The organism is Acidovorax sp. 93, from assembly GCF_003633835.1.
GTDB classification, from domain to species: Bacteria; Pseudomonadota; Gammaproteobacteria; order Burkholderiales; family Burkholderiaceae_C; genus Acidovorax; species Acidovorax facilis.
Genome location: NZ_RBIT01000001.1, coordinates 2,741,612 through 2,766,220, shown reverse-complemented (window position 1 = coordinate 2,766,220; position 24,609 = coordinate 2,741,612). Strand labels below are relative to the sequence as shown.

Here is a 24,609-nt window from a genome sequence, read left to right as displayed (position 1 = left end):
AAAGCCGGAGATTATAGCCTTTGTGGCGCGGATGGGAAGTACCCCTGTGCAGCTCCCTGCGTCCCGTCTCTCGCTGCGGGACGCCGCCACTGGTGGCCTGCCTGGGCATGGGCCATGTGGCACTGCTGTGGGCCGCGCCCGAACAAGGACTGAGGTCGTTCTCACCGGAGGCATTGCCTTCGTCCATCCTCGGGCCGCGCAATGGCGTGGAAATTGCTTCATGTTGTAACAATCACTTACCACCGTCGGTGGGTTGCCCAGGTCATCCGCCCGGGTGGGCCTGCCGCCACAGACACCATGGCATTCATGCACCGCGTTTCGGGCTGGCTGGGCCGCCTCAGTGTGGGGCGCAAGCTCATGCTCATTTACCTGCTGGACCTGTCGGCGGTGATCTATGTGTCCAGCATCCTGATCCACGAAAAGTACGTGGCCATCGATTTCACACGCAAGGAGATCGTGGGCACCACGTATGCGGCGGTGCTGCGCGACGGGCTCATGGGGCAGTTTCTGGATGCGTCCCAGCAGCCGCCGCTGGCGGGCGATGTGATTGCACGGCTGACGGGTGTGCGCAAGGCGTATGACGAGCAGTTGCGCACACAGGAAGTGGGCGAACGCTTCAGCATGGTGCTCGGGCAACTGGCCGCCAGGCCGCCGTCTGCAACGGATGCGCAGGTGCTGACCGGGATGCGCAGCCAGCTGCTGCGCGAGGGCCGCGAGCTGCTGACCACGGTAGGCAACCAGTCCAACCTGATTCTGGACCCGGATCTCGACAGCTACTACGGCATGTCGCTGGTGGTGCTGCGGTTTCCAGAGCTGCTGCAGGCGGTGCACGACACGGTGGTGTTCTTGAACGCGGCGCAGACCGGGCGCGGTCCGCAGTGGTCCTTTGAGCTGCTCACGCTGGTGGGGCGGCTGGATGCTGTGATGCAGGGCATTGAGGCGGACTACAACCAGGCATTCATCGCAGGTTCGCCCGAAATGCGGGCGGCCTTGCAGGGGCCGCGCGAGGCGCTCCACCAATCCCTGGAGGGCTTCCAGGCGTTGCTGCAGGGTGTGGCGGCGGGGGAGTCGCGCCTGACCATGGCGCAGGTGGGCACACAGCAGATGCAGGTGCTGGGCGCGCTGCGCGATGCCTGGACGGTGGGCATCGTGGACCTGGAGCGGCTGCTCAACCGCCGTGTGGATGGGCTCTTCGCTCGCATGTGGCTGCATTTAGGCACCGCGCTGGTGCTGCTGGGCTGCATCCTCTCCCTCGTGACGCTGGTGGCGCGGCAGATCGCCAAGCCGCTGCAGCAACTGGCTCGGGTGGCCGACGAGGTGCGCAAGAGCGGCGATCACACACTGCGCGCGCACTGGGTCAGCCGTGACGAGATCGGGCGTCTCGTCACGGCTTTCAATGAAATGCTGTCCCAGCTTGACCGCGACCGCGTGCTACAGCAGGAGCTGGCCGCCAGCGCGCGCGCGGCCGAGGCCCAGCGCGAGCTGGTGGAGGCTTTCCCCATTCCCATGGTGGTCACCTCGGTGCCCGAGCACGAGGTGCTGCACTCCAACGCCCCGGCTGCCCACTGGCTGGGTGACCGCAAGACCGACCCGTGGGCCGTTGGGCTGGAGCCCGGCGTGCGGGCGCGCTTCTTCCAGCGCCTGGCGGACCAGGGCTCGGTCGATGAGTTCGAGGTGCGCTGGAAGGGCACCGCCGAGCCCTCCTGGGCCGTGCTGTCGGCGCGGCGCCTGCAGTTCCAGGGGCGCGATTCGGTGCTCACCGCGTTCACGCCCATCAACGTGCTCAAGGTGATGGAGCAGCGGCTGGAGCTGTGGGCCAAGGTGTTCGAGGCATCGTCCGAGGGCATCATCATCATGAACGCCGATCAGCAGATCATCAGCGTGAACAAGGCGTTCTGCCGCAGTACGCACTACGACTTTTACGAGGTCATAGGCGAGGACCTGGGTTTTCTGCTGGAAGAGTCGGGTGCCGAGCCGCTGCCCCAGCAGATCCACCGCACCATGCTCGACAAGGAGTCGTGGCAGGGCGAGGTGCGGTTTCGCCGCCGCTCGGGTGAGACCTATCCGGCCTGGCTTATGGTGTCGGCCGTGCGCGAGACCAAGGGTGGTACGTTGGCCAACCACATCGGCATCGCAATCGACATCACCGACCGCAAGCGCAGCGAAGAGCGCATTCAGTTCCTGGCGCACCACGACGTGCTCACCGAGTTGCCCAACCGTTCGCTGTGCGTGCAGCGTCTGCAGATGGCGCTGGCGCAGGCGCCGATCACGGGCGAGAAGGTGGCTGTGCTGTTCATCGACCTGGACCGCTTCAAGGCCATCAACGACACGCTGGGTCACCACATCGGCGACGGCCTGCTGCGCTCGGTGGCCGGGCGCCTCACGCAGGCCGTGCGCAGCCGCGACACGGTCAGCCGCCTGGGCGGCGACGAGTTCGTGGTGGTGATGCGCGACGTGGCCGGGCGCGAGGATGTGCAGCAGCTGGTGGAGCGGCGCCTGATTCCGCTCATCCGCCAGAGCCACCCGGTGGAAGGGCACGAGTTGAACGTGTCGTGCAGTGTGGGCATCGCCGTCTACCCCGAGGACGGCAGCGACATCGACGAGCTCATGCGCCGTGCCGACGCCGCCATGTACGAGGCCAAGACCACGGGCCGCGACATGGCGCTGTTCTATTCGGCCGAGACCGACCAGCGCGCGCTGGCCCGCCAGACGATGGAGCAGCAACTGCGCCGCGCGCTGGAGCGCCAGGAACTGAGCCTGCACTACCAGCCGCGCCTGTCCGCCAAGGGCGGCGGCCTGCTGGGCGTGGAGGCCCTGCTGCGGTGGAACAACGCCACCCTGGGCCACATCCCGCCCAGCGAATTCATCCCCATTGCCGAGGAGACCGGCATGATCCGCGCGATCGGCGGCTGGGTGCTGCAGCAGGCTTGCGAGCAATGGGTGCGATGGCAGGTGCCGCTGTCGGGTCCCTCCGCGCGCGGGCTGGTCCATCCGCTGGCGCATGTCTCCATCTCGGTCAACCTCTCGGCCGCGCAGCTGGCTGACCCGCTGCTGGTCAGCGACATCGAGGCACTGCTGGCGCGCACCGGCATGCCGGCCCACCGACTGGAGCTGGAGATCACCGAGTCACAGCTCATGGACAACGCCCACGCGGCCGAGCAGCAACTGGCCGCGCTCAAATCGCTGGGCGTGCAGCTGTCCATCGACGACTTTGGCACCGGGTATTCCAGCCTGGCCTACCTCAAACGCTTTGACATCGACCGGCTCAAGGTGGACAAGTCCTTCGTGCACGACATGTTGAGCAACCCCGCCGACATGGCGATCACGCGCGCCATCATCGCGCTGGGCCACACGCTGGGCCTCAAGATTGTGGCCGAGGGGGTGGAAGACCTGGCCACGGCGCAGGTGCTGAGTGCGCTGGACTGCGAGGAGCTGCAGGGTTACCACTTCAGCCGCCCGCTGCCGCCCGAGGCGCTACACACCTGGGCTCTGGAGCACGGCGTGCTCCAGGGCGCGTCGGTACGGGGGCTGGGTTTTGGCAGTACGCAGCCTGCATCGCTGTGGGGGTGACCCGGCCCTCAGCGCCCGTCCTTACCCATCAGGCAATTCGGATGTGCAGCGCGACGGCCAGTCCGACCAGGATGGCGCCCGGGGCCATATTGCCCAGCCACAGCGAGGTGCGTGAGGTCGAGCGGCCCGAGATGCGTGAGTCTGCTCGCAGGTAGGCATCGCCCTCATCAGTGCGCAGCCACCACACCATCACCGCGCCCCCGGCCAGCGAGCCCACGCCCAGCGCTGCGAGGATCGCGATGAAGATGTTTCCGCCAATGCTTGCTGCAGGGACGAGGGCAATTAGTGCGCCCACGGCCGTTGCGGCCGCTTGGTACTTTTCTGCGCGTTCGAATCCATCCATGCCGTGGCTCCCGCCGTATCACCGGTAAAGCGATGTGTTGTTGCGTGGAGTTTAGGTGCGATGCCCCTCCCGGTTGCGAACGGAGTGCTTCAGTGGTCCGCTGGCGGCAACGCCTGCGCGCACGCCGCAGCGCTGGCCCAGGCCCACTGGAAGTTGTAGCCCCCCAGCCAGCCCGTCACGTCCACCACTTCGCCAATGAAGTACAAGCCGGGCTGCGTCTTGCACTCCATGGTCTGCTGCGACAGCGCCTTGGTGTCCACGCCGCCCAGCGTGACCTCGGCCTTCTTGTAGCCCTCGGTGCCCGTGGGCGTCAGCTCCCAGCGCGCGAGCTGCTCGGCCAGCCGCGCCAGGGCCTTGTCACTGGCCTCGTTGATGGGGCGCTGCCAGTCGGCCTCGCGCTGCGCCCAGGAATCGGCCAGGCGGCTGGGGACCAGGGTGGCCAGTTCGTTGGCGATCAGCTTGCGCGAGCGGGCCTTGCCCTGCGCCAGCGCGGCGGGCAGATCCACCGTGGGCGCGAGGTTGATGGCCAGCGGCGTGCCTTCCTGCCAGTAGCTGGAGATCTGCAGCACGGCCGGGCCCGAAAGGCCCCGGTGTGTGAACAGCAGGTCTTCGTCGAAGGCCATACGGGCTTTCTTGGCACCGGTGCTGATTTGCACCGGAAGCGCCAAGCCGGCCAGCTGTGCATACGGCGCCCAGCCCGTGCCATCAAAAGTCAGCGGCACCAGGCCTGGGCGGCGCTCGACAAGCGGGATGTTGAACTGCTGCGCCAGCCGGTAGCCAAAGTCGGTGGCGCCGATCTTGGGAATGGACAACCCGCCCGTGGCAATGACCAGCGAGCGCGCTTGCACCGGGCCACGGTCAGTATCAATTTGATAGCTGCTAGCGCTTGATGGATAAGCGCTAGATGCCAAGAACGCTATATTTTTGACCGCACAAGGTTGCCAGTGCGTCACCTGGCCCGCTGCGCACTCGGCCAGCAGCATGGCGATGATGTCCTCGGCCGAGCGGTCGGCAAACAGCTGTCCCTTGTGTTTTTCGTGGAAGGCAATACCGTGCTTTTGCACCAGCGCAATGAAGTCGGCGGGCGTGTAGCGTGATAGCGCCGAGCGGCAGAACTGCGGGTTCTGCCCCACAAAGTGTTTGTGGGGCGCGGCGGGGTCCAGGTCGCGGTTGGTGAAGTTGCAGCGTCCGCCGCCCGATATGCGGATTTTTTCGGCCACCTTTTCGGCGTGGTCGATCAGCAGCACCTTCAGGCCCCGCTGGCCCGCCTGGCTCGCGCAGAACAGGCCGGCAGCACCGGCGCCGATGATGACGACGTCAAAAACAGGGGAAGTGTGGGACACAGTGATGAACAGGCAGCGGTGACAGGGCCGCCATTGTCGCCGCAGCGTTCATGGGGCCCTCACGCCATCACTGCCGGTACACCCCGCCAGAGCCCACCACCGCGATGTCCACGTAGTTCGAGCCGTGGTGGTTCTGTGGGCTGAACTGGTAGCTGTAGCCGCCCAGGTCAAGGTTGCCCAGGCCTTCCATGGCCTGGACCAGGCTGGCCCGGGTGACGCCAGGCCCTGCTGCGCGCAGGCCTTCAATCAGCACGCGCGCATCCATGTAGCCGGTGTAGCGGTCGTAGTCCACAGGCTTGTCGTGGCGCTTCATGGAGGCCTGGAAGTCCCGCGTGAGCGCGATGGTGGGCTTGGTGGGCGATGGGCCGGTGCGTGCCACGGCCAGGCCGCGCGCGTCGTCACCCAGCGCCTTGAGCACTGCGGAGCCTGCGCCCAGCGACAAGGTGTAGACCGGCACTCCCAGGTGCGCGCGGTTGGCCCGCACGTAGGCCACCACAGGCGGCCCCGCCGCCACCAGCAGCACGGCTTGTGGTTTCTGGGCGGCCAGGGCCTTGGCCGCGTCGTTGGCGTCTGCCCCGGTTGGCGCGATGGCATGCGAGCCGGCCAGCGTCGCGCCTTCGGCGGCAATGGTTTTTTCGACCAGCGGCAGCAGCAGCTTGCCAAAGTCGTTGTTCTCGTAGGCCACGGCAATGCGGGAGGTCTGCACTGCCACCAGGTTGCGCACGATCTTGACCAGCTCGTCGGCATAGCTGGCGCGTGTGGTGAAGAGGTAGGGATGCTGCTGCGCCCGGATGGCAGGGCTGCCCGTGTACACCGAGATCAGTGGCAGCTTGGCTTGCACCAGGTAGGGCAGCAGCGCCATCACTTGAGAGGTGCCAGACACGCCCAACAAGGCCAGCACGCCCTCCTTTTCGCTCAGCTGCCTGGCGTTCTCCAGCGTGCGGCGCGGATCGAACCCGTCGTCGAGCGTCACCAGGCGAATCTTGCGTCCGCCAATGCCGCCCTTGGCATTGGCGTCTTCCACTGCAGCGTCCTGTCCTTCATGGATGGGCGCAAGAAAGGGGGCCATGCCACCCGACAGCGCGGTAGACCGGCCAATGAGAATGTCGCCCTTGCCCGGAGCGGGTTGCGCCCTGGCGGACAGGCTGGCCAAGGCCGCACCGCCTGCCAGTGCCAGCATGAGGCTGCGGCGGCGCGCCTGGGAAAGCTGATGGCTAACAGGCAAGGCAACGTGGGTCTTCATCAAACAGCTCCTCCTGGTCGTGGCCACCGTGGCCTCAAGGTGCGGCGATGGTAGGAGTGTGGTAGCCGCGCACCCACCGGGTTTTTACCGGGGGTGCGTCAAGTTAGGGACAGGCGTCTATCCCTAACCCTTTTTGAAACTGGAGCGGCTGCCCCTAGCCCTGGGGCACGCCTTGTTGGTGTCGGTCAAGGCCTCGATGCCACCAAGGAGGCTCTGAACCGGTCGTGCGCGGCGCGGTAGCATGTGGCATCCACCCGCCGAGGACTATTCCATGAAACCGATACGCTGTGCCGCCTGCGCCCTGGTGCTGGGCCTTCTGGCCCCGGCCTGGGCCGTCAACAAATGCACGGATGCCGATGGCAAGGTGTCGTTCCAGGATGGCCCTTGCCTGGGCCAGGGCGAGAAGATCGAGGTGAAGCCAGCCATGCAGGGCGCCACCCCTGTTCCACCCGGCCCCTCCACCGCGAAGGAGGGCGCCTTCGGCCCCACCTGGCAGCGCAAACACTATCTGCAGAACCAGGGCGTGCCGCAGGCGCGCGCGGCCCTCGAACGCAACCAGCAGGAATGCGCGGCAACGGCACCGGATGCCGCAGTGGCGCATGCAGGCCCGCTGCGGCGCAGCACCCTGGCACAAGGCTCCCAGTTCGCGCAGGAACGCGCGGCTGCAGCGGGCAAGGACAAAGCCGCGTGTGAGGCCCGAACCGAGGAGCTGCGCAACCAGCTCAAAGCGCTCGAAGCCGAACTCGGCAAGCTGTAGCCCTCTTAGGTGGGGAGGGGGGGAGGCGAATCAGCCTCTCAGCCCTTCCATGTGAACGGAAACTTGAACTGCTTCACAAACCCGTTGGGCACGTAGTCGCCCAGCACGCCGTAGTGTTCGGGCCAGAGCTTGGTGCTTTTGACGGCGGTGCCAAACAGGTAGTCCAGAAACGCAAAGTGCGCAGCGTAGTTCTTGTCCAGCGCCTCCTGGTCCTGGCTGTGGTGCCAGTGGTGGAAGTTGGGCGTGACGAGCACGTAGCGCAGCGGGCCCAGGCGCACGCTCACGTTGGCGTGGTTGAAAACGGCCTGGAAGCCCACGATGACGATGTAGGCGTCGATCACTTCCTTGCTGAAACCCAGAACGTAGATGGGCGCCAGCACCAGTGTGCGGGTGATGAGCAGCTCCAGGATGTGCTGGCGCGAGCCGGCCATCCAGTCCATGCTTTTCACGCTGTGGTGCACCGCATGCAGGCGCCACAGCAGCGGCACCTCGTGGTAGGCACGGTGCGTCCAGTACTGCACCAGGTCGGCCACGAGCACGATGAGGAACAGCGCCACCCAGAAGTTCAGGCCCTGTACCCAGCCGCGAATACCGTCGTTGGCCGCCCAGCCAAAAAATTTGTGCACGATGAGGTTGGTGGCCAGGAGCACAAAGCCCACCACCATGTGGTTCACGATGAAGTGGTGGAAGTCGGTTTGCCACTCGGCGCGGAAGATGGGCTGGTCCTTGCGCAGTGCAAAGAGTTTCTCGATGAAGATGAAGATCAGTGAGCTGCCCAGCAGGTCGAGGATGAACCAGTCCAGGCCGATGTACGGTGTGTTGTCAGGGAAGTTCGGGTCCACCTCCACCTTGTGGCCGCCCAGTAACGCCGCCAGCGCCACCATGGCAAAGGCAAACGTGGCCAGCCAACGCGAACGGTTGAAGAGGATGTTGACGAGGGAGATGCCCCCCGCGATGGCCATGGCGGTCAGCATGATGGTGCGAATCACCGTCACGTCGTAGCTCTTGCGCAGCTGTGGTGTCGTCAGGTACTCGGGGAAGTGGAAGGCCAGCACGCCCAGAAAACACAGGATGGCCAGCGTGAGTGCAATCACGCCCGACACCAGCCCGCGCCCGGTGCGCAGCGCGCCATGGCTTTCGGTGAATTCATTGAGCTTGTCGATTTCGAGCATGGTTTCCCCTCTGGCCTCCCGGCCTGCTTGGCTTTTTTGATGGGCCGTGATCTGGCTTGTGTGGCGCGAGTGTAGCGGCCTGCAGCGTTGCGCCTGCGACACGGGGGAGCCCTAAAATCGCGGCATGAACATCCCTTCACACCAACTCAGCATGACGGTGCTGATGTCCCCCGACATGGCCAATTTTTCGGGCAATGTGCACGGCGGGGCCATTCTCAAGCTGCTGGACCAGGTGGCCTATTCGTGCGCAAGCCGCTATTCGGCCTGCTATGTGGTGACGTTGAGTGTGGACCAGGTGATGTTTCTGCAGCCCATCCATGTGGGAGAGCTGGTGACCTTCCTGGCTAGCGTGAACTACACCGGTTCCTCGTCGATGGAGGTTGGTATCAAGGTGGTGGCCGAAGACATCCGCTCGCAGGTGGTGCGGCATGTGAACAGCTGCTTCTTCACGATGGTGGCAGTGGACGAGGCGCGCAAGCCGGTGCAGGTGCCGCCGCTGTCGCCTTCCACGCCCGACGAACGCCGCCGCTGGGATGCGGCACTGCTGCGCAAATCCTTGCGCAAGGAGCTGGCGGAGCGTTTCAGGCAGGTGCGCGAGACTGCTGGCGGGTAGGCCGGGAACCCGGAACAAAAAAGGGCCCCTGTATGGCAGGAGCCCTTGTTCAATTGGGGAAAAAAATGCTTAGCGCGCGGCGCAGAAACCGAATTCGGCCGCTGCCCCGGGGGCGAGGGTCTTGTTCCAGTCCACGCCGGACGCGTTCAGGTTGCTGCCAGCCTGCGTCCATGTGGCATTCCAAAGATTGTTGATGGTGCCGCTCACGGGGATGGTGATCGCCCAGTTGCCAGCGGCGGTGCCCTGGTTGGTGACGCGGACCCGCTGGCAATAGCCTGCGTTCCAGACACTGTCCATCATCTCCTGCACCGAGAAGCCACCGGTAGGCGTCGGTGGGGTTGGCGTTGTCGGCGTTGTGGGGGTGGTTGGCGTCGTAGGTGTTGTTGGCGTCGAACCATCGCCCCAGAGGCGCTGCAGCAACTGGACCTTGTCGGTGCGCACGGTGGTCCAGTCATCGTCCAGAATGCCGCCAGTGTCGCCACTGTTGGGGTTCCACGACCAGTAGAAGCCGCTGCGCATGCCCTTGCCGACCATGTAGTCCACCAGCGCGTTCTGCCACTGCACATCCCGCGCATCGCCCCGGCCAAATTTGCCACCGAACTCGCCCAGCATGACGGCATAACCGGCCTGCACGAACTGGCCAAAATGCTGGTCCCAGATGGCCGGCATGTTGCTCGGGAAGTTCGAAGCATTGAAGTAAGGCTGCACGTAGACATCCGGCCCGTAGGTGTGCGGCGCCAGCAGCAGGCGGTTGGCGGGGATGTTCAGGGGCGTGCAGGCCAGAGGTTCGAGGTTTCCACCCCAGAAGTGCGCGTTGCTGCCCGAGCAGCTGGGGTTCTCGCCGATGCCTTCCACGGCAATCAGCCAATGGGGAGCCAGCGGCAATACGGCAGCGGCGGCGCGCTCGGCGGCGCGGTTCCAGTCGGTGGCGTTGTTGCCCGTGCCCCAGGTGGCGGCACCGTGGGGTTCGTTCTTGATATCGATGCCGATGACGCCGGGTACGCCTGCGTAGCGCTGGGCGACAAAGGTCAGATCACTGATCCATTGCTGTTCGCTGTAGCTCTGGGTGTACCAGAGTTCACTGATGGTCTGGCAATCGGGGGTGTGATGGTCCAGCAGCACATACATGCCACGGTTGCTCAGTTCCGTGACCACCTTGTCCATCACCTGGATGGCCGAGAGGCCCTGCAGGTCGGCATTGCGGCCGTAATCGATGCTGCTGGGCGGCGCCGAGCCGTGCAGGGTGGCGGGGCAGAACGGCAGGCGCACGGCGTTGAAGCCCTGGGCCTGCATTTGCGTGATCATTTCAGTCCAGTTGCGCGCCCACAGGCCATGCACCACATGGTTGTTGGTCTCAAAGCCAAACCAGTTGACGCCGCGCAGCTGGATGGCCTTGCCCGCACCGTCCAGCACCTTGCCTGCGTTGATTTCGTAGCTCCAGGCCATGCTGGTACTTGCCAGCAGGCAACCGGCCAACGCCAGGCTCTTGCACAGGGTGGTGATCTTCATGGCTTACGCATCTCCCGAAAGTGTTGTGTGTCTGGCGTGAAAGAGGACAGGCCCGCTACAGGCGGGCTACGGCCCGGTGGTGGGCTGAGTGTGGGCGCTCTGCCCATCGGCCACCGTTTCCAATGGCTGTCAATTGTAAGTGCCTGTTGCGCCCTTTTCAGGCTGCGCCACGGCTGCGTCCAGCAAGCGATACTGCCTGTAGCGAAAGGCCGTCTATTTCGTTGGTGATACCCGACAGTACGTTGGCCACCACCGCAAATTCCCGTCCGTGCTGGCCTGCGCGGGCGGCCATGACCTGGGCATTGAAGCTGACCACCTTGGCCTCGCGGGCCACGGTCTGGATGGAGGCCACGATGCCCGCCAGTTCTTTCATGAGGGTTTCGGACTTGGCCTTGCCCACTTGATCGAACGCGGTGGTGGCGGTATTCAAGGCCTCCAGTGCACTGTCGGTGGACTCCACCAGCCGCGCCAGCGCGTCTTCCACACGCGGGCTGTGGCGCTCTGCCAGGTCCAGCGTGGTGCCCACCTGCTGTGCAAACGCATCAATCGTGGCGCCAACGCCGTTGGGGCCGTGGTAGGTCTTGCGGATGATGTCGCCGTTGGCGGCATCCAAGTGACCGGCAGTGTCTACCAGCTTGGCTTGGCTGTCGGTGAACAGCGTCAATGAGCTGCGCGCCGCCTTCATGTGCAGATCGCTGCCGCGTGCGGCCAGCACCGTCTGCAACACCATGCGCTGCGACAGCATGCGCTGGCGTGCCGCCAGGTTGACCAGCGACATCTCGCCGTCACGGCCGGTTGAAGACCCGGCCTTGGGCGCCAAAGACAGCGTCGAAGAGGGGGGCGAAAAGGACGTCGAAGCTGGCATTGAGGAAGTGGCCATGCCGTTGCGGGTGGAGATGGGGAAGGCTGCCATGGTGTTCCTTGTGCTGATTGCATTCAGATACATCTGGTCAAGCAATACCCGGGCCAGTGTCACGGTCGCAGCCGTTTTCGATGCGATGGATGCAGACGCACTGACGAGGTTTGGCCCGCGCCCGCTACCAGCCGCGCAAGGTGCTCTGGCACGTTGGCGGCAGGGAAGGGCGCGTGCGGTGCGGCGCTGGGCGCTCAGTACAACGCTGCGAAGCGCTCCACCATGCGCGTGGGGCCTGCCACGATGAGGTGGTCGCCCGGTTTGATTTCGGTTTCTGCCTTTGCGTAGATGAAGTCGAGGTGGCGGCGTTTGATGCCCACCACCGTAATGCCATGGCGTTTGCGCACGTCGGACTGGGACAATGGCTTGTTGTGTGTCTCCATCGGCGCCCGGGTTTTGGCAATGGCAAAGCCGTCGTCAAACTCGATGAAGTCGATCATCTTGCCGGTGACCAAGTGCGCCACGCGCTCGCCCATGTCCGCCTCGGGGTAGACGACATGGTGCGCACCCACCCGCTCGGCAATGCGGCCGTGCTGGGGGTCAATGGCCTTGGCCCAGATGTCCTTGAGCCCCAGCTGGCTCAGGTTCAGGATGGTGAGCACGCTCGCCTCCAGGTTGCCGCCGATGCTCACCACCGCATGCGCAAAGTCGGGCACGGCCAGCTGGCGCAGGGTTTCCAGGTCGGTGGCGTCGGCCTGCACCACATGGGGTAGCACGCTCGCCAGCGACTGCACCGTCTCGGCATCGCTCTCGATGGCCAGCACGTCGTGGCCCAGCTCCACCAGTGATTTGGCAACCCCGGTGCCAAAGCGGCCCAGGCCAATCACCACCACGCTGCCCGACAGGTTCTTTACGGCTTTATCCAACAATGGGTTTCTCCTCGGGGTAACGGTAGTTGCGGCGCATCTGGTTGGTGGCCAGGGCCACGGCCAGGGTGACCACGCCCACGCGCCCAATGAACATGAGCGCAATGATGATGGCCTGCGCCCCCGGCACCAGGTCGGCGGTGATGCCCGTAGACAGCCCCACGGTGCCGAACGCTGAAATCACTTCGAACAGCACTTTTTCCAGCGGTAGCGGCGTGAGCGGCAAGATGAGCAAAATGGCCAGTCCCACCACGGCCGCGCTGAGCACCAAGATGGTGATGGCCTGGCGTTGCACCGAATCGGCGATGCGACGGCCGCGAAACTCGACGTCGCGGTGCCCACGGATTTCGTTCCACACCACCAGTACCAACACAAAAAACGTGGTCACCTTGACGCCCCCGGCGGTGCCCGCGCTGCCCCCGCCGATGAACATGAGGATGTAGTGCAGCGCCAGTGATTCGGTGCTCAGCGCTCCGATATCGACTGCATTGAACCCTGCCGTGCGTGCCGATACCGAGGTGAACAGTGCCACCAGCCCCTTGTGCGCCCAGCCCATGGGCCCCAGCGTTCCCGGATTGTCGAACTCGGCCAGAAAGATCACCACCGTGCCCAGTGCGATCAACGCCAGCGAGCCCCACACCGTGAGGGCGGTGTGCATGGACCACAGTGGGCGTTTGCGTCCGCGTTCGGCCAGCAGCTCGTGCAGCACAGGAAACCCCAGGCCTCCGATGATGATCGCCAGCATCAGCGGAGCCAGCACCAGCATATCGGACGAGAACCGCACCACGCTGTCTGCCCAGGTCGAAAAGCCCGCATTGTTGAAGGCCGATATGGAGTGGAACATGCCTTGCCAGGCAGCCTCTCCCCAGGGCATGCCATAGCCCAGTGCGAACCGCAGGCCCAGGGCCAGCGCCATCAGCAGCTCGACGGCAACCGTCACTTGGAGCACGATCTTGGCAACGTTCTTTACGTCTCCCAGCGCCAGCGAATGGGTCTCTGCCTGCAGCAGCAGCCGGGTGCGTATGCGCATTTGCCCGCTGATGAGCAGCCCCATCAGCGTCGCCGACGTCATCATGCCGAAGCCGCCCAGCTGAAACAGGCTCATGATGAGGGCCTGGCCCGTGCCGCTCCAATAGGTGCCGGTGTCCACCACGACCAGCCCTGTCACGCACACGGCAGAGGTGGCGGTGAACAATGCCGTGAGAAATGGCGCGCTCTGCCCCTGGGCGTGCGAGAGCGGCAGCATGAGCAAGACCGTGCCGGCAGCGATGACGGTCAGAAAAGACAGCACCAGAACCGCTGCGGGGTGCACGACACGTTGGTTCAAACGAATTCCTGGGCGGGTGGCAACAATGCGCGGCCCGTGAGGGTCGGGGCTTGGCGAAGACTCTCTCCAGAGTCTGCGCGCGGCGATGCTATCAGCTTTGGATAGATCGCTCGCCTGCTGCGGCGCTGTGGAGGCGGCCGGTGCTGCGCAGAGCCGCAGGCACCCCCACGTCGTCAGACAGCGCGCCGCGCCCGGGGTGCTTCGGATTTTTCAGACGTGGAATGCATCGCGTCCTGCGACGCCAGCGCCACACCCCGCACCACATCCCCCACAACGATCACCGAGGGGCTGGCGAGCCCGTCGCGCGTGATGGTGGCGTGCAGGGCTCCCAATGTGGTGACCGCGTGGCGCTGATGGGGCAGGCTGGCGTGCTGGATGATGGCCACGGGTGTGCTGGCGGGCAGGCCGGTGAGCAGTTCCTGCTCGATGGTGGCGGCGCCGCTCACGCCCATGTAGATCACGAGCGTGAGCTTGGCGTCGCGGGCCGTGGCGGCCAGTTGGCGCCAGTCGGTGCCCGCATCGCCGGGCTTGGCGTGGCCGGTGACGAACACCACGCCGTGGGCATGCTCGCGGTGGGTGAGCGGCGCGCCCAGCGAGGTCAGGCCCGCCAGGCCCGCTGTGATGCCGTTGATGACGGTGACCGGCACGCCTGCCGCGCGCAGGTGCTCCACTTCTTCACCACCCCGGCCAAAGATGAACGGGTCGCCGCCCTTGAGCCGCACTACGTTCTCGCCCTCGTTCACCGCCATCAGCATCAGCTTCTCGATGAAGGCCTGCGGCGTGCTCTTGCAGCCGCCGCGTTTGCCCACGTAGACGATGCGGGCCGTGGGCGACGCGTGCGCCACGATGGCGTCGCTCACCAGGTCATCCACCAGCAGCACGGTGGCGGCCTGGATGGCCTTGAGCGCCTTGATGGTGAGCAGTTCCGGATCGCCGGGGCCAGCGCCCACCAGCGTGCAGCTGCCTCCCGTTCCGAGGTGGGGCTTGGAAGGGGGCAGGGTGTTGGTGTGGGTGGGGCGGCTCATGGGGATGTCTCCGAATTGGTTTGTTCCGCAAGTCGCAAGATATGTTCCACCTGGCGCTCAATCGCAGGCGGAATCGGCAACTCGCCCGCCAGCACGCAGCGGGTGTAAGTGGCCGTTGTGGCCACGTCGATCTCGGTGGGTAAGCCGGGCACCTCGCTGGCGGTCCCGGGCTGCTGTGATTCCAGCACCGCGTGCACGCCGTGCACAAAACCGTCGTATCGCGGTGTGCGGCGCGGATCAGTAGCGACCTCGCCCTCCAGCCCGCGCGAGAGCAGCGCACTCACGCCCAGTGTGCGAAAGGTGGTCTGCAGCATCTCGAAATATTCAGGGTGTGTGTACGCAGTGACCACCACCGACGGCCCCGCGCACGGGCTCATCAGCTTGACCACGCTGTGCCCCGGGTTGCGCAAGCCCACCACCTCGCGCACAGAGAGCAGGCGCGCCAGGCCTGCGTGCAGATGCTGGGTGTGGATATGGCGCACGGTGCCATTTGCTATTTTTTCAGGAGCTGTTAGCGCAGGTACATCAAGCGCTAGAAGCACATCGGATGCCAAAATGCGCCGCGCCTCGGTGCGCATGCCGTGCAGCAGCACGGGCAGCCCCTCGCGCGCCAGCAGCAGCGCCAGCAGCGGCGTCAGCACCGGCAGCTTGCGCGCGCCGTTGTAGCTGGGCAGCACGATGAGCGGGCGGTCGGTGGCGGGCAGCAGGGCCAGGCGCTGGTGCGTGGCATCCAGAAAGCCGCACATCTCTTCGGACGTCTCCCCCTTGATGCGCATGGCCAGGCAGAACGCGCCGATCTCCAGGTCGCTCACCTGCCCGTCCAGCACCTGGCCGAACAGGTCGGTGGCCTGCTCGCGCGACAGTGGCTTGGCGCCGCGCGCGCCGCGGCCGATTTCCTTGATGTACTGGGCGATGGCCATGGTCTTTGGTGGCGGGACTTGTGAAACAGGGCTTCAGCGTCGTTGTTTCGGCTTGCCGTACAGGCGTACTGTCTGTGCCGAAAGCGCCTGGCTGCAGCCCTGTTGCACAAGTCCTGGTGGGGTTTGTTGGTTTGAAGGCTATTTTCTCGCAACCCAGAGAACTTTTGGTTATATGGTGGCCTGCGCCAGGGGCTTGGACGCCAGTGGCCCCGTGGCGCGCACCATGCGCTTGAGTTCGGGCAGGCACGAGCCGCAGTTGGTGCCGCAGCGCAGCTTGCCCTGTAGTTGCGCCAGGCGGTCGTCGTCGGTTCCGTGGCAGTGCGCCAGCTCGGCGGTGATGGCCGCATCCGTCACGTTGAAGCAGGTGCACACCGATTTTCCGCGCGACTGCACGGCCACGGGTGCTTTGGCGCCGGGCACGAGCAGCAGGCGGCCATAAGTCTGTGCGGGCAGTTCTTCCTGCAGCAGGGTCTTGAGCCAGCCCTCGGCGCTGGTGTCGCCCGCGAGCACGATGCCTTCGAGCGTGGTGGTGTCCCCATGGCGAGCCAGCCGCGCGGCGCGGCGCTGGCCGCGTTTCTTGTCGGCATAGCGCAGCGTGTCGGCGCCAGTCAGGCCCATCAGGGATTCGATGCGCTCCACGGTGGCGTCGGGCGGTGCCTCGTGCGCGGCGGCGCGCAGCAGCACGCCCACGCGCTCACGGCCGGGTTCGCCCAGCGGTGTGTTGTTGCTGAAGGGCACGCAGCTCGCAAACGGAAACTGCGCCATCAGCGCGGACAGCGCCTCGCGCGTGGCCTGGGCGCTGTCGGCGGGCAGCCAGGCCATGGCCAGCAGCGTCCAGGGCAGCTCGGCCTTGAGCACCTTGACGGCCGCGTGCTTGAGCTCGGGTTGCTTGGAGGTGGGGCAATACGCCGAGGTGGTGAGCGCGTTCACGCCCGCCAAGCGCTCGCCGGTGGACGAGCAGCCGCTCAAAAATTCGCTGCCCCAGTGCATGGCCATGAAAGCCTGCGACAGGCCCACCGTGGTGTCGGCCTGCGCGGGCACCACGATGGTGCCGCGCTTGCTCGTCACATAGACCAGGTCGCCATTTTTCAGGCCGCGCCGCTCCATGTCTTGCGGGTGCAATTGCACACTGGGCTCGGCCACATGGCCGAACAGGCGGCCCAGTGTGCCGGTGCGCGTCATGCCGTGCCACTGGTCGCGCAGGCGGCCGGTGGTCAGGCTGAAGGGGTAACGCGACTCGCGCTGCTCGGCCGTGGGTTGCCAGGCGTGCGCGGCAAAACGGGCGCGGCCATCGGGGGTGGGGAACACGCCGTCTTCGTACAGGCGGGCCTTGCCCGTGGTGGATCCCTCAGGCAATGGCCACTGTTGGGGGCCTGCAGATTCGAGCGTCTCCCACGACAGACCGGTGATGTCCAGGTCGCGTCCGCGGGTGCTCTCGCGGTGCTCATTCCACACAGTTTCGGCGCCTTGGTCGGCGTCGTCAGTGGTGTAGGGGAACAGCGTGGGCTGGCCGGGGCGCAGGCGGGCCTCCAGCTGGTGCGCAAACTGCACCGCAATGGCCCAGTCGTGGCGGGCCTCGCCCGGTGCGGACACGGCAGTGCGCACGCGCGAGATGCGGCGTTCGCTGTTGGTCACCGTGCCAGTCTTCTCGCCCCAGGTGGTGGCGGGAAGCAGCAGGTCGGCATAGGCACAGGTGGCGGCGGTGGCAAAGGCTTCTTGCACCACCACAAACTCGGCGCGCTGCAGTGCGCGGCGCACGGTGGCCTGGTCGGGCATGCTTTGCGCGGGGTTGGTGCAGGCAATCCACAGGGCCTTGATCTCGCCGTCGGCGGCGGCCTGGAACATCTCCACGGCCGTCTTGCCCGGCTTGCTGGGCACATCGGCCACGCCCCAGAGCGCGGCCACTTCGGCGCGGTGCTGCGGGTTGGCCAGGTCGCGGTGGGCGCTGAGTAGATTGGCCAGGCCACCCACTTCGCGCCCGCCCATGGCGTTGGGCTGGCCGGTCAGGCTGAACGGGCCCGCGCCGGGCTTGCCGATCTGTGCGGTGGCCAAGTGCAGGTTGATGAGCGCTGCGTTCTTGGCCGTGCCGCTGCTGCTCTGGTTCAGGCCCTGGCAGTACAGGCTGAGCGTGGCTTTGGACTGCGCAAACCACTTGGCGGCGGTGGTCAGGTCGGCCACGCTGATACCGCAGGTCTGCGCCACGCGTTCGGGTGTGTAGTCGCGCACCAGGGCCTTGAGCTCGTCAAAGCCCGTGGTGTGCGCAGCGATGTATTCGGCGTCCGTCCAACCCTCCCACAGCATCAGGTGCAGCATGCCGTTGAACAGCATCACGTCGCTGCCGGGCTGGATGGGCAGGAACAGGTCGGCCATGCCGGCCGTGTCGGTGCGGCGCGGGTCGGCCACGATGACCTTCATGCCGGGGTTGCTGGCGCGCGCGTCTTCGATGCGGCGGAACAAGATGGGGTGTGCCCAGGCCGCGTTGCTGCCCACGATGAACAGGCACTGCGCGTGTTTCACGTCGTCGTAGCAGGCGGGCGGCGCGTCGGCCCCCAGGGTCTGCTTGTAGCCCGCCACGGCGCTGCTCATGCACAGGCGCGAGTTGGTGTCGATGTTGTTGGTGCCGATCAGGCCCTTGGCCAGCTTGTTGAAGACGTAGTAGTCCTCGGTGAGCAATTGGCCGCTCACGTAAAAACCTACGGCATCGGGGCCGTGGTTCTGGATGGTGTTTGCGAATTTTTCGGTGGCCAGGTTCAGCGCGGCGTCCCATGGCAGGGGCTGGGGAGCATCGCTGCGTTGCGCGCGGTGCAGGGGCTGTAGCAAGCGGGTCTGCAGCGTGATGGGGCTGCTGGCCGTGAGGTGCAGGGTCGAGCCCTTGGTGCACAGGCGGCCAAAGTTGGCGGGGTGGGTGGGGTCGCCGCGCACGCCGGTGATCTGCGCGCCATCGGATTCGATGATCACGCCGCAGCCTACGCCACAGTAGGGGCAGGTGGATTTCGTTTCTTGCATGGCGTGGATTCCAGATGTTTTTGGGCTCTAGCGCTTGATGGAGAGGCGCTGATAGCTATGTATTTAATAGCTTTGGTGTTCGATGGACGTTGCGGGATGATCAGGCCGCCAGGCCGCGCCGCGCCGGCCCTGCTACGGGGCGCGTCAAATCGACCGCATGCTCGTCCAGCTCCAGGGCATCCAGATACACCGCGCCATCTTCCACCTTCACGGCGAACTTGGGCGTGCAGCCTTCGTCGGGAGCCGATGCCTGCCCGTCGCACAACCCAATCGTCCAGTTGTGCAGCGGGCACGCCACCTGCGTGCCAAACACAATGCCCTGCGACAGCGGGCCGCCCTTGTGAGGGCAACGGTCGAGCAGTGCGAACACGCCCCCGGCGTCGTTGCGGAACACGGCCACATCCAGGCCCTGCGGGCGCGCCACACGGCGCGAGCCCAGCACGGGGATGTCGTCCACGCGGCAGATCAGCTTCCATTGCGGGGTGGGGGTTGTGGTCATCGTGGTTCCTTCGGTGTCTTTGGATGTTGTCGGCGAGCCTGCCAGGGTCATCGTGGGGCGGCTCGTTATTTTTTGAGGAAGCCTCGGGTGGGCTCAGGCCGCCAGCGCCGCATACATGCCGGTCACGCGGTCCATGCTGGAGAGCAGGTTTTCGCTGGCCACGTACACCTCGGCCACTTGGCGGTTCACGTTGCCGCCGCCCTGCATGCGCTGCAGCGCAGCGTCAAAAAACACCCACTGGCCGTCGGCCAGCTGCAGTTCCTGGCGGATGCGGTTGGTGGCCTGGGGGGCATTGCGCAGCAGCTCAGTGGCTGCGATGAATTCACTGCGGGCCTTGGCGATTTCGGTGGTGGCGGTGGACGCGTCCACCGGCAGCATGGCGGCCAGGTAGAACTTGGCCATGCGCTGGCTCAGCATGCGCTGACGGCCTGCAATGTTCACCAGGTGGCCCACGGGCTTGCCCGAGGCTGCCTCGTACTGCGTGGTGCCCAGATGGGCCAGGGCCAGCACCTTGGCATCGGCCTGCAGCATGGCGCTGGCATTGTCGGTGGACGATGTGGCGGCAGCCAGCGTGGTCTTGTGGGCGGCCCACGCGGTTTCCAGCTTGGTGTACGTTTCGCGGATGGTGGGCGAGGGCGCATAGGCCTTGAGTTCCACCAGCTGGCGCTCGAACAGCGCGATGGACTGCTCCATCACCTGGCGTGCCGTGGGCGTGTCGGCCTTGTGGGCCAGGGCCAGCCAGGCCTTGCCCACACGCTGGCTCAGCATGCGCTGGCGCCCGGCCTTGTTGATGGCGTCGTTGAGGTCGGTGACCTGGGCGTGGGCGCTGCCCCGCGGGGCGAGGGCGCTGCACGCAGCGGCGCAGCTGGCGGCGGTCAAAAGGGTTCTGCGGTGCATGGTGGGGGTCTCTCCGGACTTGGGGCGATCAGGCGCTCAAGGGCGCGAACTGGCGTGTGTCCACGGCCGCCTTGTCAAAGTCGAACCAGGGATCGGGCTCGCCGTCCAGCGCAAACTGCAGCTGCTCCCACAGCGCCTTGCGGCCTTCGTGGTCTTCCAAAATGCGCTTCTTCACATAGTCCAGGCCCACACGGTTCACGTAGTGCACGGTGCGCTCCAGGTACCAGCCTTCCTGGCGGTACAGCTCGCAGAAGGCGCCGGTGTACTCCAGCACTTCCTCGGCGGTTTTGAGCTTGGTGAAGAAGTGCGCCACCTCGGTCTTGATGCCGCCGTTGCCCGCCACGTACATCTCCCAGCCGCTGTCCACGCCGATGATGCCCACGTCCTTGATGCCCGCCTCGGCGCAGTTGCGGGGGCAGCCGCTCACCGCAAACTTCACCTTGTGCGGCGCATACATGCGCCACATGGCGCGCTCTAGATCCTTGCCCATCTGGGTGCTGTCTTGTGTGCCCATGCGGCACCACTCGCTGCCCACGCAGGTCTTCACGGTGCGCAGGGCCTTGGCGTAGGCGTGGCCGCTGGGCATGCCGATGTCCTTCCAGACGTTGACCAGGTCTTCCTTCTTCACGCCCAGCAGATCAATACGCTGGCCGCCCGTGACCTTGACGGTGGGGATCTTGTATTTGTCCACCGCATCGGCAATGCGGCGCAACTCATCGGCCGTGGTCTCGCCGCCCCACATGCGGGGGATCACGCTGTAGGTGCCGTCTTTCTGGATGTTGGCGTGGCTGCGTTCGTTGATGAAGCGGCTTTGCGGGTCGTCCTTGGCTTCTTTCGGCCAGGTGCTGATGAGGTAGTAATTGACCGCCGGGCGGCAGGTGGCGCAGCCGTTGGGCGTCTTCCATTCCATGAACTTGAACACCTCGGCAATGCTGACCAGCTTGCTGCCGCGGATCACGTCACGCACGGCCTGGTGGCCGTGGTCGGTGCAGCCGCACATGGCCTTGGTCTTGGGCGTGGCGCTGTAGTCGCCACCGGCGGTGAACATGATGATCTGCTCCACCAGCCCGGTGCACGAGCCACACGAGGCGCTGGCCTTCGTGTGCTTGCGCACTTCATCCAGTGTGAACAGGCCTTTGTCCTTGATGGCCTTGCAGATGGCGCCCTTGGTCACGCCGTTGCAGCCGCAGACCTCGTCGCTGTCCTGCATGGCGGCAGCCTTGCTCTGGCCCTGGTGGCCGGTGTCGCCCAGGTGCGATTCGCCAAACATCAGCTTGTCGCGGATGTCGCTCACGCTGCGGCCGTCGCGCAGCAGCTTGAAGTACCAGCTGCCGTCCACCGTGTCGCCATACAGGCAGGCGCCCACGAGCTTGTCGTCCTTGATGACGAGCTTCTTGTACACGCCACCGAAAGGGTCGCTCATCACGATCTCCTCAGTGTCGTCTCCCCCTTGAAAGTCTCCCGCCGAGAAAAGGTCAATGCCTGTGACCTTGAGCTTGGTCGAGGTCAGCGAGCCCTGGTAGCGGCCGATGCCGAATTCGGCCAAATGGTTGGCCAGCACCTTGCCCTGCTCGAACAGCGGGGCCACCAGGCCATAGGCAATGCCCCGGTGCGCGGCGCATTCGCCCACGGCGTAGATGCGGGCGTCGGTGGTGGTCTGCAGCGTGTCGCTCACCACGATGCCGCGGTTCACGTGCAGGCGCATCTTTTCGGCCAGGGCGGTGTTGGGGCGGATGCCCACGGCCATCACCACCAGGTCGGCGGGCACCTCGGTGCCGTCCTTGAACTTCACGCTGGCCACGCGGCCTTCGGCGTTGCCCACCAGCTCCTGCGTCTGCGCCTTCATCAAGAACTGCATGCCGCGCTCCTGCAGCGACTTTTGCAGCATCTTCCCGGCCACGTCGTCCAGCTGCCGTTCCATCAGCCAGTCGCCCACATGCACCACGCTCACTTGCATGCCGCGCTTCATCAGGCCGTTGGCGGCCTCCAGGCCCAGCAGGCCGCCGCCGATGACCACGGCGTGTTTGTAGGTGGCTGCCGCGTCGATCATGGCCTGTGTGTCGGCAATGTCGCGGTAGGCCAGCACGCCCTGCAAGTCTTTGCCGGGGATGGGCAGGATGAAGGGGTTGGAGCCTGTGGCGAGGATCAGTCGGTCGTATTCGGCGGTGACCACCGTGCCATCCTTGCTGGTGGCGCTGACCACGCGGCGCACGCGGTCCACGTCGGTCACGGTGAAGCCGGTGTGCAGCGTGATGTGATGGTCGGCATACCAGGACCAATCGTTCAGAATGATCTCGTCGATGGTCTGCTCGCCGGCCAGCACGGGCGAGAGCAGGATGCGGTTGTAGTTGGGGTGAGGCTCGGCCCCAAACACCGTGATGTCGTAAAGATCCGGGGCAATCTTGAGCAGCTCTTCCAGCGTGCGCACACCGGCCATGCCGTTTCCTACCATCACCAGCTTGAGCTTTTTCATCGTGACTCCGTCGGTTCTATCGCCTGGGCGATTCGAAAAACAAAAAAGGCGTCCACACGATGCCGTTTCGAATTCCTGTCGAAACCGCATGTGCGGACGCCTTCGTCCGGGCAATCCACCCCTGCGCCATTGCACGGGTGGATTGCGTGACCCTGTGGGGTCGTTGCTGGAGTTAAGCAATGCTTGTGCCAGTCGATTTGCACTGAGGTGGGGCGGCCTCTGGGGGTGTTTTGAGGCCCGCGTGTGGGGGGTGGTGCAGTGCTGCCCCGGCTCTGCGCAGGTGCCACGGGGGCATGCCCTTGTCTGGCGCGGGGCGCACCACCTTGGGCACGGAACCTGCAAGGAGCTGGTGCATGACTTTTGAACTGGATTTCGGCCACACCTCGCAGGCCGGGCGCAAGGAGGTGAACGAAGACTTCGCCGCGCTCGTGCTGGGCCAGGGGCGCGACCGCGAGCGCGGAGCCATCGCGGCCATCGCCGACGGCGTGAGTACCGGCGGCAATGGCCGCGAGGCCGCCCAGACTTCAGTGAACACGCTGGTGAACGACTACTTCGCCACGCCCGACACCTGGGACACCACGGTGGCGCTGGACCGCATCCTGTCCGCACACAACGGCTGGCTCGCCTCCATGAACCGGCGCCGCCAGCCTGCGGTGGGGTTGACCACGCTGACCGCGCTGGTGCTGTGTGGCCAGTCCTACACGCTGGCCCATGTAGGAGACACGCGCGCCTACCTGGTGCGCGAGGGCCGCCTGCAGCAGCTGACCACCGACCATGTCATGGCGCAGCACGATCTCAGGCACCAGCTCACCCGCGCCATGGGCCTGGACGACCACGTGGTGGTGGACTACAGCCAGGGCGAGCTGCGCAGCGGCGACCTGTTTGTGCTGCTGTCGGACGGCGTGCACGGCAGCATGCCCGAGCGCGAACTGCGCCAGCTGCTGCGCCAGGAGATACCGGCCCAGGCGCTCACCGACGAGCTGGTGCAGGTAGCCCTGCGCCGTGGCAGCAGCGACAACGTGACCGCGCTGGTGGTGCGGGTGCAGGGCGCGCTGGAGGCCACGCTGCAAGACGAATCGCGCCGCGCCCAGGACCTGCCCGTGCTGCCCCTGCTCAAGGTGGGCGACACCGTGGACGGCCTCACGGTGACAGCCATCGTGGCGGACAACGGCATCCACCGGCTGTACCAGGTGCGCGATGGAGCCACGCAGCGGCTGTATGCCCTCAAGACCCTGCTGCCCGCGCGCGCCCACGACGCCGAAGAACGCGCCACGCTGGCGCACGAGGCCTGGGTGGCGCGGCGCATGCAGTCGGGCCAGGCCGCCGCCCATCTGGCGCGGCTCAACGACTGGCCGGTGGGGGACGGCGGCTTTGGCGATGGCGCCGCAGCCAGCGCGTTTTACCTGCTGTACGACTGGCATTCCGGCGACACGCTGGGGCAGCGCCTGCGCCATCGCCAGCACCTGGCCGTGGGGCAGGCTGTGACGGTGACCGTGCAGGCCGCGCGCGTGCTGGGCTGGCTGCACCGCCAGGGCGTCGTGCACCGCGACATCAAGCCCGACAACCTGCACCTGGGCGACGACGGGGTGCTGCGTGTGCTGGACCTGGGCGTGGCACTCTCAGGCCGCGAGCCCGAGGCCACACGCCGCCTGCACGCCGGAACCCCCAGCTACATGAACCCGGAGCAGTGGCCGGGCTATGAAAAGGGCGGCGACCCCTCCGGCCAGTTGCCCGACGCGGGCAGCGACCTGTTTGCGCTGGGGGTCACGCTGTACCAGCTGCTCAGCCACGGGCGCCTGCCCTATGGCGAGGTGGTGCAGTACCAGCTGGGCCGCTACCACCGCGACCCGGTGCCCCCCAGCCGCCACAACCCGGGCGTGCCGATCTGGCTCGACCAGATTGCCCTGAAGGCCGTGGCCCGCAACCGCGCCCAGCGTTTTGAAACTGCCGAGGAACTGCTGCTGGCCCTGGAGCGCGGCGCCTCACGCCCCCTGTCGGCGACCGGGCCCCAGCCGCTGATGCAGCGCGATGCCACGGCCCTGTGGAAGATCGCTCTGGCCGTGAGCGTGCTGGTGAATGTGTTGTTGATTTATTGGCTGCTGTTTTTGCCGCGGTGAGCTTTCGCGGCGATTT

General features: G+C 65.8%; 18 protein-coding genes. 4 read left to right on the top strand and 14 right to left on the bottom strand.

The features are described from left to right. The first annotated feature begins 297 nt into the window (after positions 1-297). The gene (locus tag C8C93_RS12625) at positions 298-3,570 is read left to right on the top strand and encodes an EAL domain-containing protein (protein ID WP_121507121.1); all 3,273 of its coding nucleotides are present in this window, start codon (positions 298-300) and stop codon (positions 3,568-3,570) included. A gap of 28 nt (positions 3,571-3,598) precedes the next feature. Here C8C93_RS12625 and C8C93_RS12620 read toward each other — a convergent pair whose 3' ends face one another. The 3 genes from C8C93_RS12620 to C8C93_RS12610 form a co-directional block, all read right to left on the bottom strand. Continuing rightward, positions 3,599-3,913, bottom strand: a complete 315-nt coding sequence (locus C8C93_RS12620) for a hypothetical protein (protein WP_055400198.1) — start codon at positions 3,911-3,913, stop codon at positions 3,599-3,601. A gap of 89 nt (positions 3,914-4,002) precedes the next feature. Beyond that, entirely contained in the window at positions 4,003-5,256 is a 1,254-nt protein-coding gene (locus C8C93_RS12615; RefSeq protein ID WP_121507120.1) for an NAD(P)/FAD-dependent oxidoreductase, read from the bottom strand. Positions 5,257-5,323: 67 nt separating this feature from the next. Next, on the bottom strand, positions 5,324-6,499 hold the full coding sequence (locus C8C93_RS12610; RefSeq protein WP_121507119.1) for an ABC transporter substrate-binding protein: 1,176 nt from the start codon (positions 6,497-6,499) through the stop codon (positions 5,324-5,326). A gap of 271 nt (positions 6,500-6,770) precedes the next feature. On the opposite strand from C8C93_RS12610, the gene C8C93_RS12605 reads away from it, so the two are divergent. After that, positions 6,771-7,256, top strand: a complete 486-nt coding sequence (locus C8C93_RS12605; RefSeq protein WP_121508777.1) for a DUF4124 domain-containing protein — start codon at positions 6,771-6,773, stop codon at positions 7,254-7,256. Between the two features lie 38 nt (positions 7,257-7,294). Here the strand turns inward: C8C93_RS12605 and C8C93_RS12600 are convergent, their stop codons facing one another. Further along, a complete protein-coding gene (locus tag C8C93_RS12600; RefSeq protein WP_121507118.1) occupies positions 7,295-8,428 on the bottom strand; it encodes a sterol desaturase family protein in 1,134 nt (377 codons plus the stop codon). Positions 8,429-8,552: 124 nt separating this feature from the next. Here C8C93_RS12600 and C8C93_RS12595 point away from each other — a divergent pair, with 124 nt between their 5' ends. Then, positions 8,553-9,041, top strand: a complete 489-nt coding sequence (locus C8C93_RS12595) for an acyl-CoA thioesterase (protein ID WP_010459986.1) — start codon at positions 8,553-8,555, stop codon at positions 9,039-9,041. Positions 9,042-9,110: 69 nt separating this feature from the next. Here C8C93_RS12595 and C8C93_RS12590 read toward each other — a convergent pair whose 3' ends face one another. The 10 genes from C8C93_RS12590 to nirB all read right to left on the bottom strand — a co-directional run bounded on the left by C8C93_RS12590 (position 9,111) and on the right by nirB (position 22,476). Further along, the gene (locus C8C93_RS12590; RefSeq protein ID WP_055400206.1) at positions 9,111-10,550 is read right to left on the bottom strand and encodes a cellulase family glycosylhydrolase; all 1,440 of its coding nucleotides are present in this window, start codon (positions 10,548-10,550) and stop codon (positions 9,111-9,113) included. Positions 10,551-10,707: 157 nt separating this feature from the next. After that, complete coding sequence (locus C8C93_RS12585) at positions 10,708-11,463, bottom strand: type IV pili methyl-accepting chemotaxis transducer N-terminal domain-containing protein (protein ID WP_121507117.1); 756 nt, start codon at positions 11,461-11,463, stop codon at positions 10,708-10,710. A gap of 194 nt (positions 11,464-11,657) precedes the next feature. Further along, positions 11,658-12,329 carry a TrkA family potassium uptake protein gene (locus tag C8C93_RS12580; RefSeq protein WP_233559363.1) on the bottom strand — a complete coding sequence of 224 codons (672 nt, stop codon included), beginning with the start codon at positions 12,327-12,329 and terminating at the stop codon, positions 11,658-11,660. After that, complete coding sequence (locus C8C93_RS12575; RefSeq protein WP_199727023.1) at positions 12,322-13,656, bottom strand: TrkH family potassium uptake protein; 1,335 nt, start codon at positions 13,654-13,656, stop codon at positions 12,322-12,324. Before C8C93_RS12575 ends, C8C93_RS12580 begins: the two co-directional genes overlap by 8 nt. A gap of 173 nt (positions 13,657-13,829) precedes the next feature. Beyond that, a complete protein-coding gene (gene cobA / locus C8C93_RS12570; RefSeq protein ID WP_121507114.1) occupies positions 13,830-14,681 on the bottom strand; it encodes a uroporphyrinogen-III C-methyltransferase in 852 nt (283 codons plus the stop codon). Beyond that, positions 14,678-15,601 (bottom strand): DNA-binding protein YbiB, encoded by a 924-nt coding sequence (ybiB, locus tag C8C93_RS12565; RefSeq protein WP_121507113.1) that lies wholly within the window; start codon positions 15,599-15,601, stop codon positions 14,678-14,680. Before ybiB ends, cobA begins: the two co-directional genes overlap by 4 nt. Positions 15,602-15,769: 168 nt before the next feature. Beyond that, positions 15,770-18,607, bottom strand: coding sequence for a nitrate reductase (locus C8C93_RS12560; protein WP_121507112.1), 2,838 nt, complete (start codon positions 18,605-18,607; stop codon positions 15,770-15,772). Between the two features lie 100 nt (positions 18,608-18,707). Then, the gene (gene nirD, locus C8C93_RS12555; RefSeq protein WP_055400217.1) at positions 18,708-19,106 is read right to left on the bottom strand and encodes a nitrite reductase small subunit NirD; all 399 of its coding nucleotides are present in this window, start codon (positions 19,104-19,106) and stop codon (positions 18,708-18,710) included. A 93-nt stretch (positions 19,107-19,199) separates the two neighbouring features. After that, positions 19,200-20,003, bottom strand: a complete 804-nt coding sequence (locus C8C93_RS12550; RefSeq protein WP_121507111.1) for a type IV pili methyl-accepting chemotaxis transducer N-terminal domain-containing protein — start codon at positions 20,001-20,003, stop codon at positions 19,200-19,202. Between the two features lie 28 nt (positions 20,004-20,031). Next, positions 20,032-22,476 carry a nitrite reductase large subunit NirB gene (gene nirB, locus C8C93_RS12545; RefSeq protein ID WP_121507110.1) on the bottom strand — a complete coding sequence of 815 codons (2,445 nt, stop codon included), beginning with the start codon at positions 22,474-22,476 and terminating at the stop codon, positions 20,032-20,034. Between the two features lie 353 nt (positions 22,477-22,829). Between nirB and C8C93_RS12540 the strand changes: the two genes are divergently transcribed. After that, on the top strand, positions 22,830-24,593 hold the full coding sequence (locus C8C93_RS12540) for a bifunctional protein-serine/threonine kinase/phosphatase (RefSeq protein ID WP_121507109.1): 1,764 nt from the start codon (positions 22,830-22,832) through the stop codon (positions 24,591-24,593). Positions 24,594-24,609 lie beyond the last annotated feature (16 nt).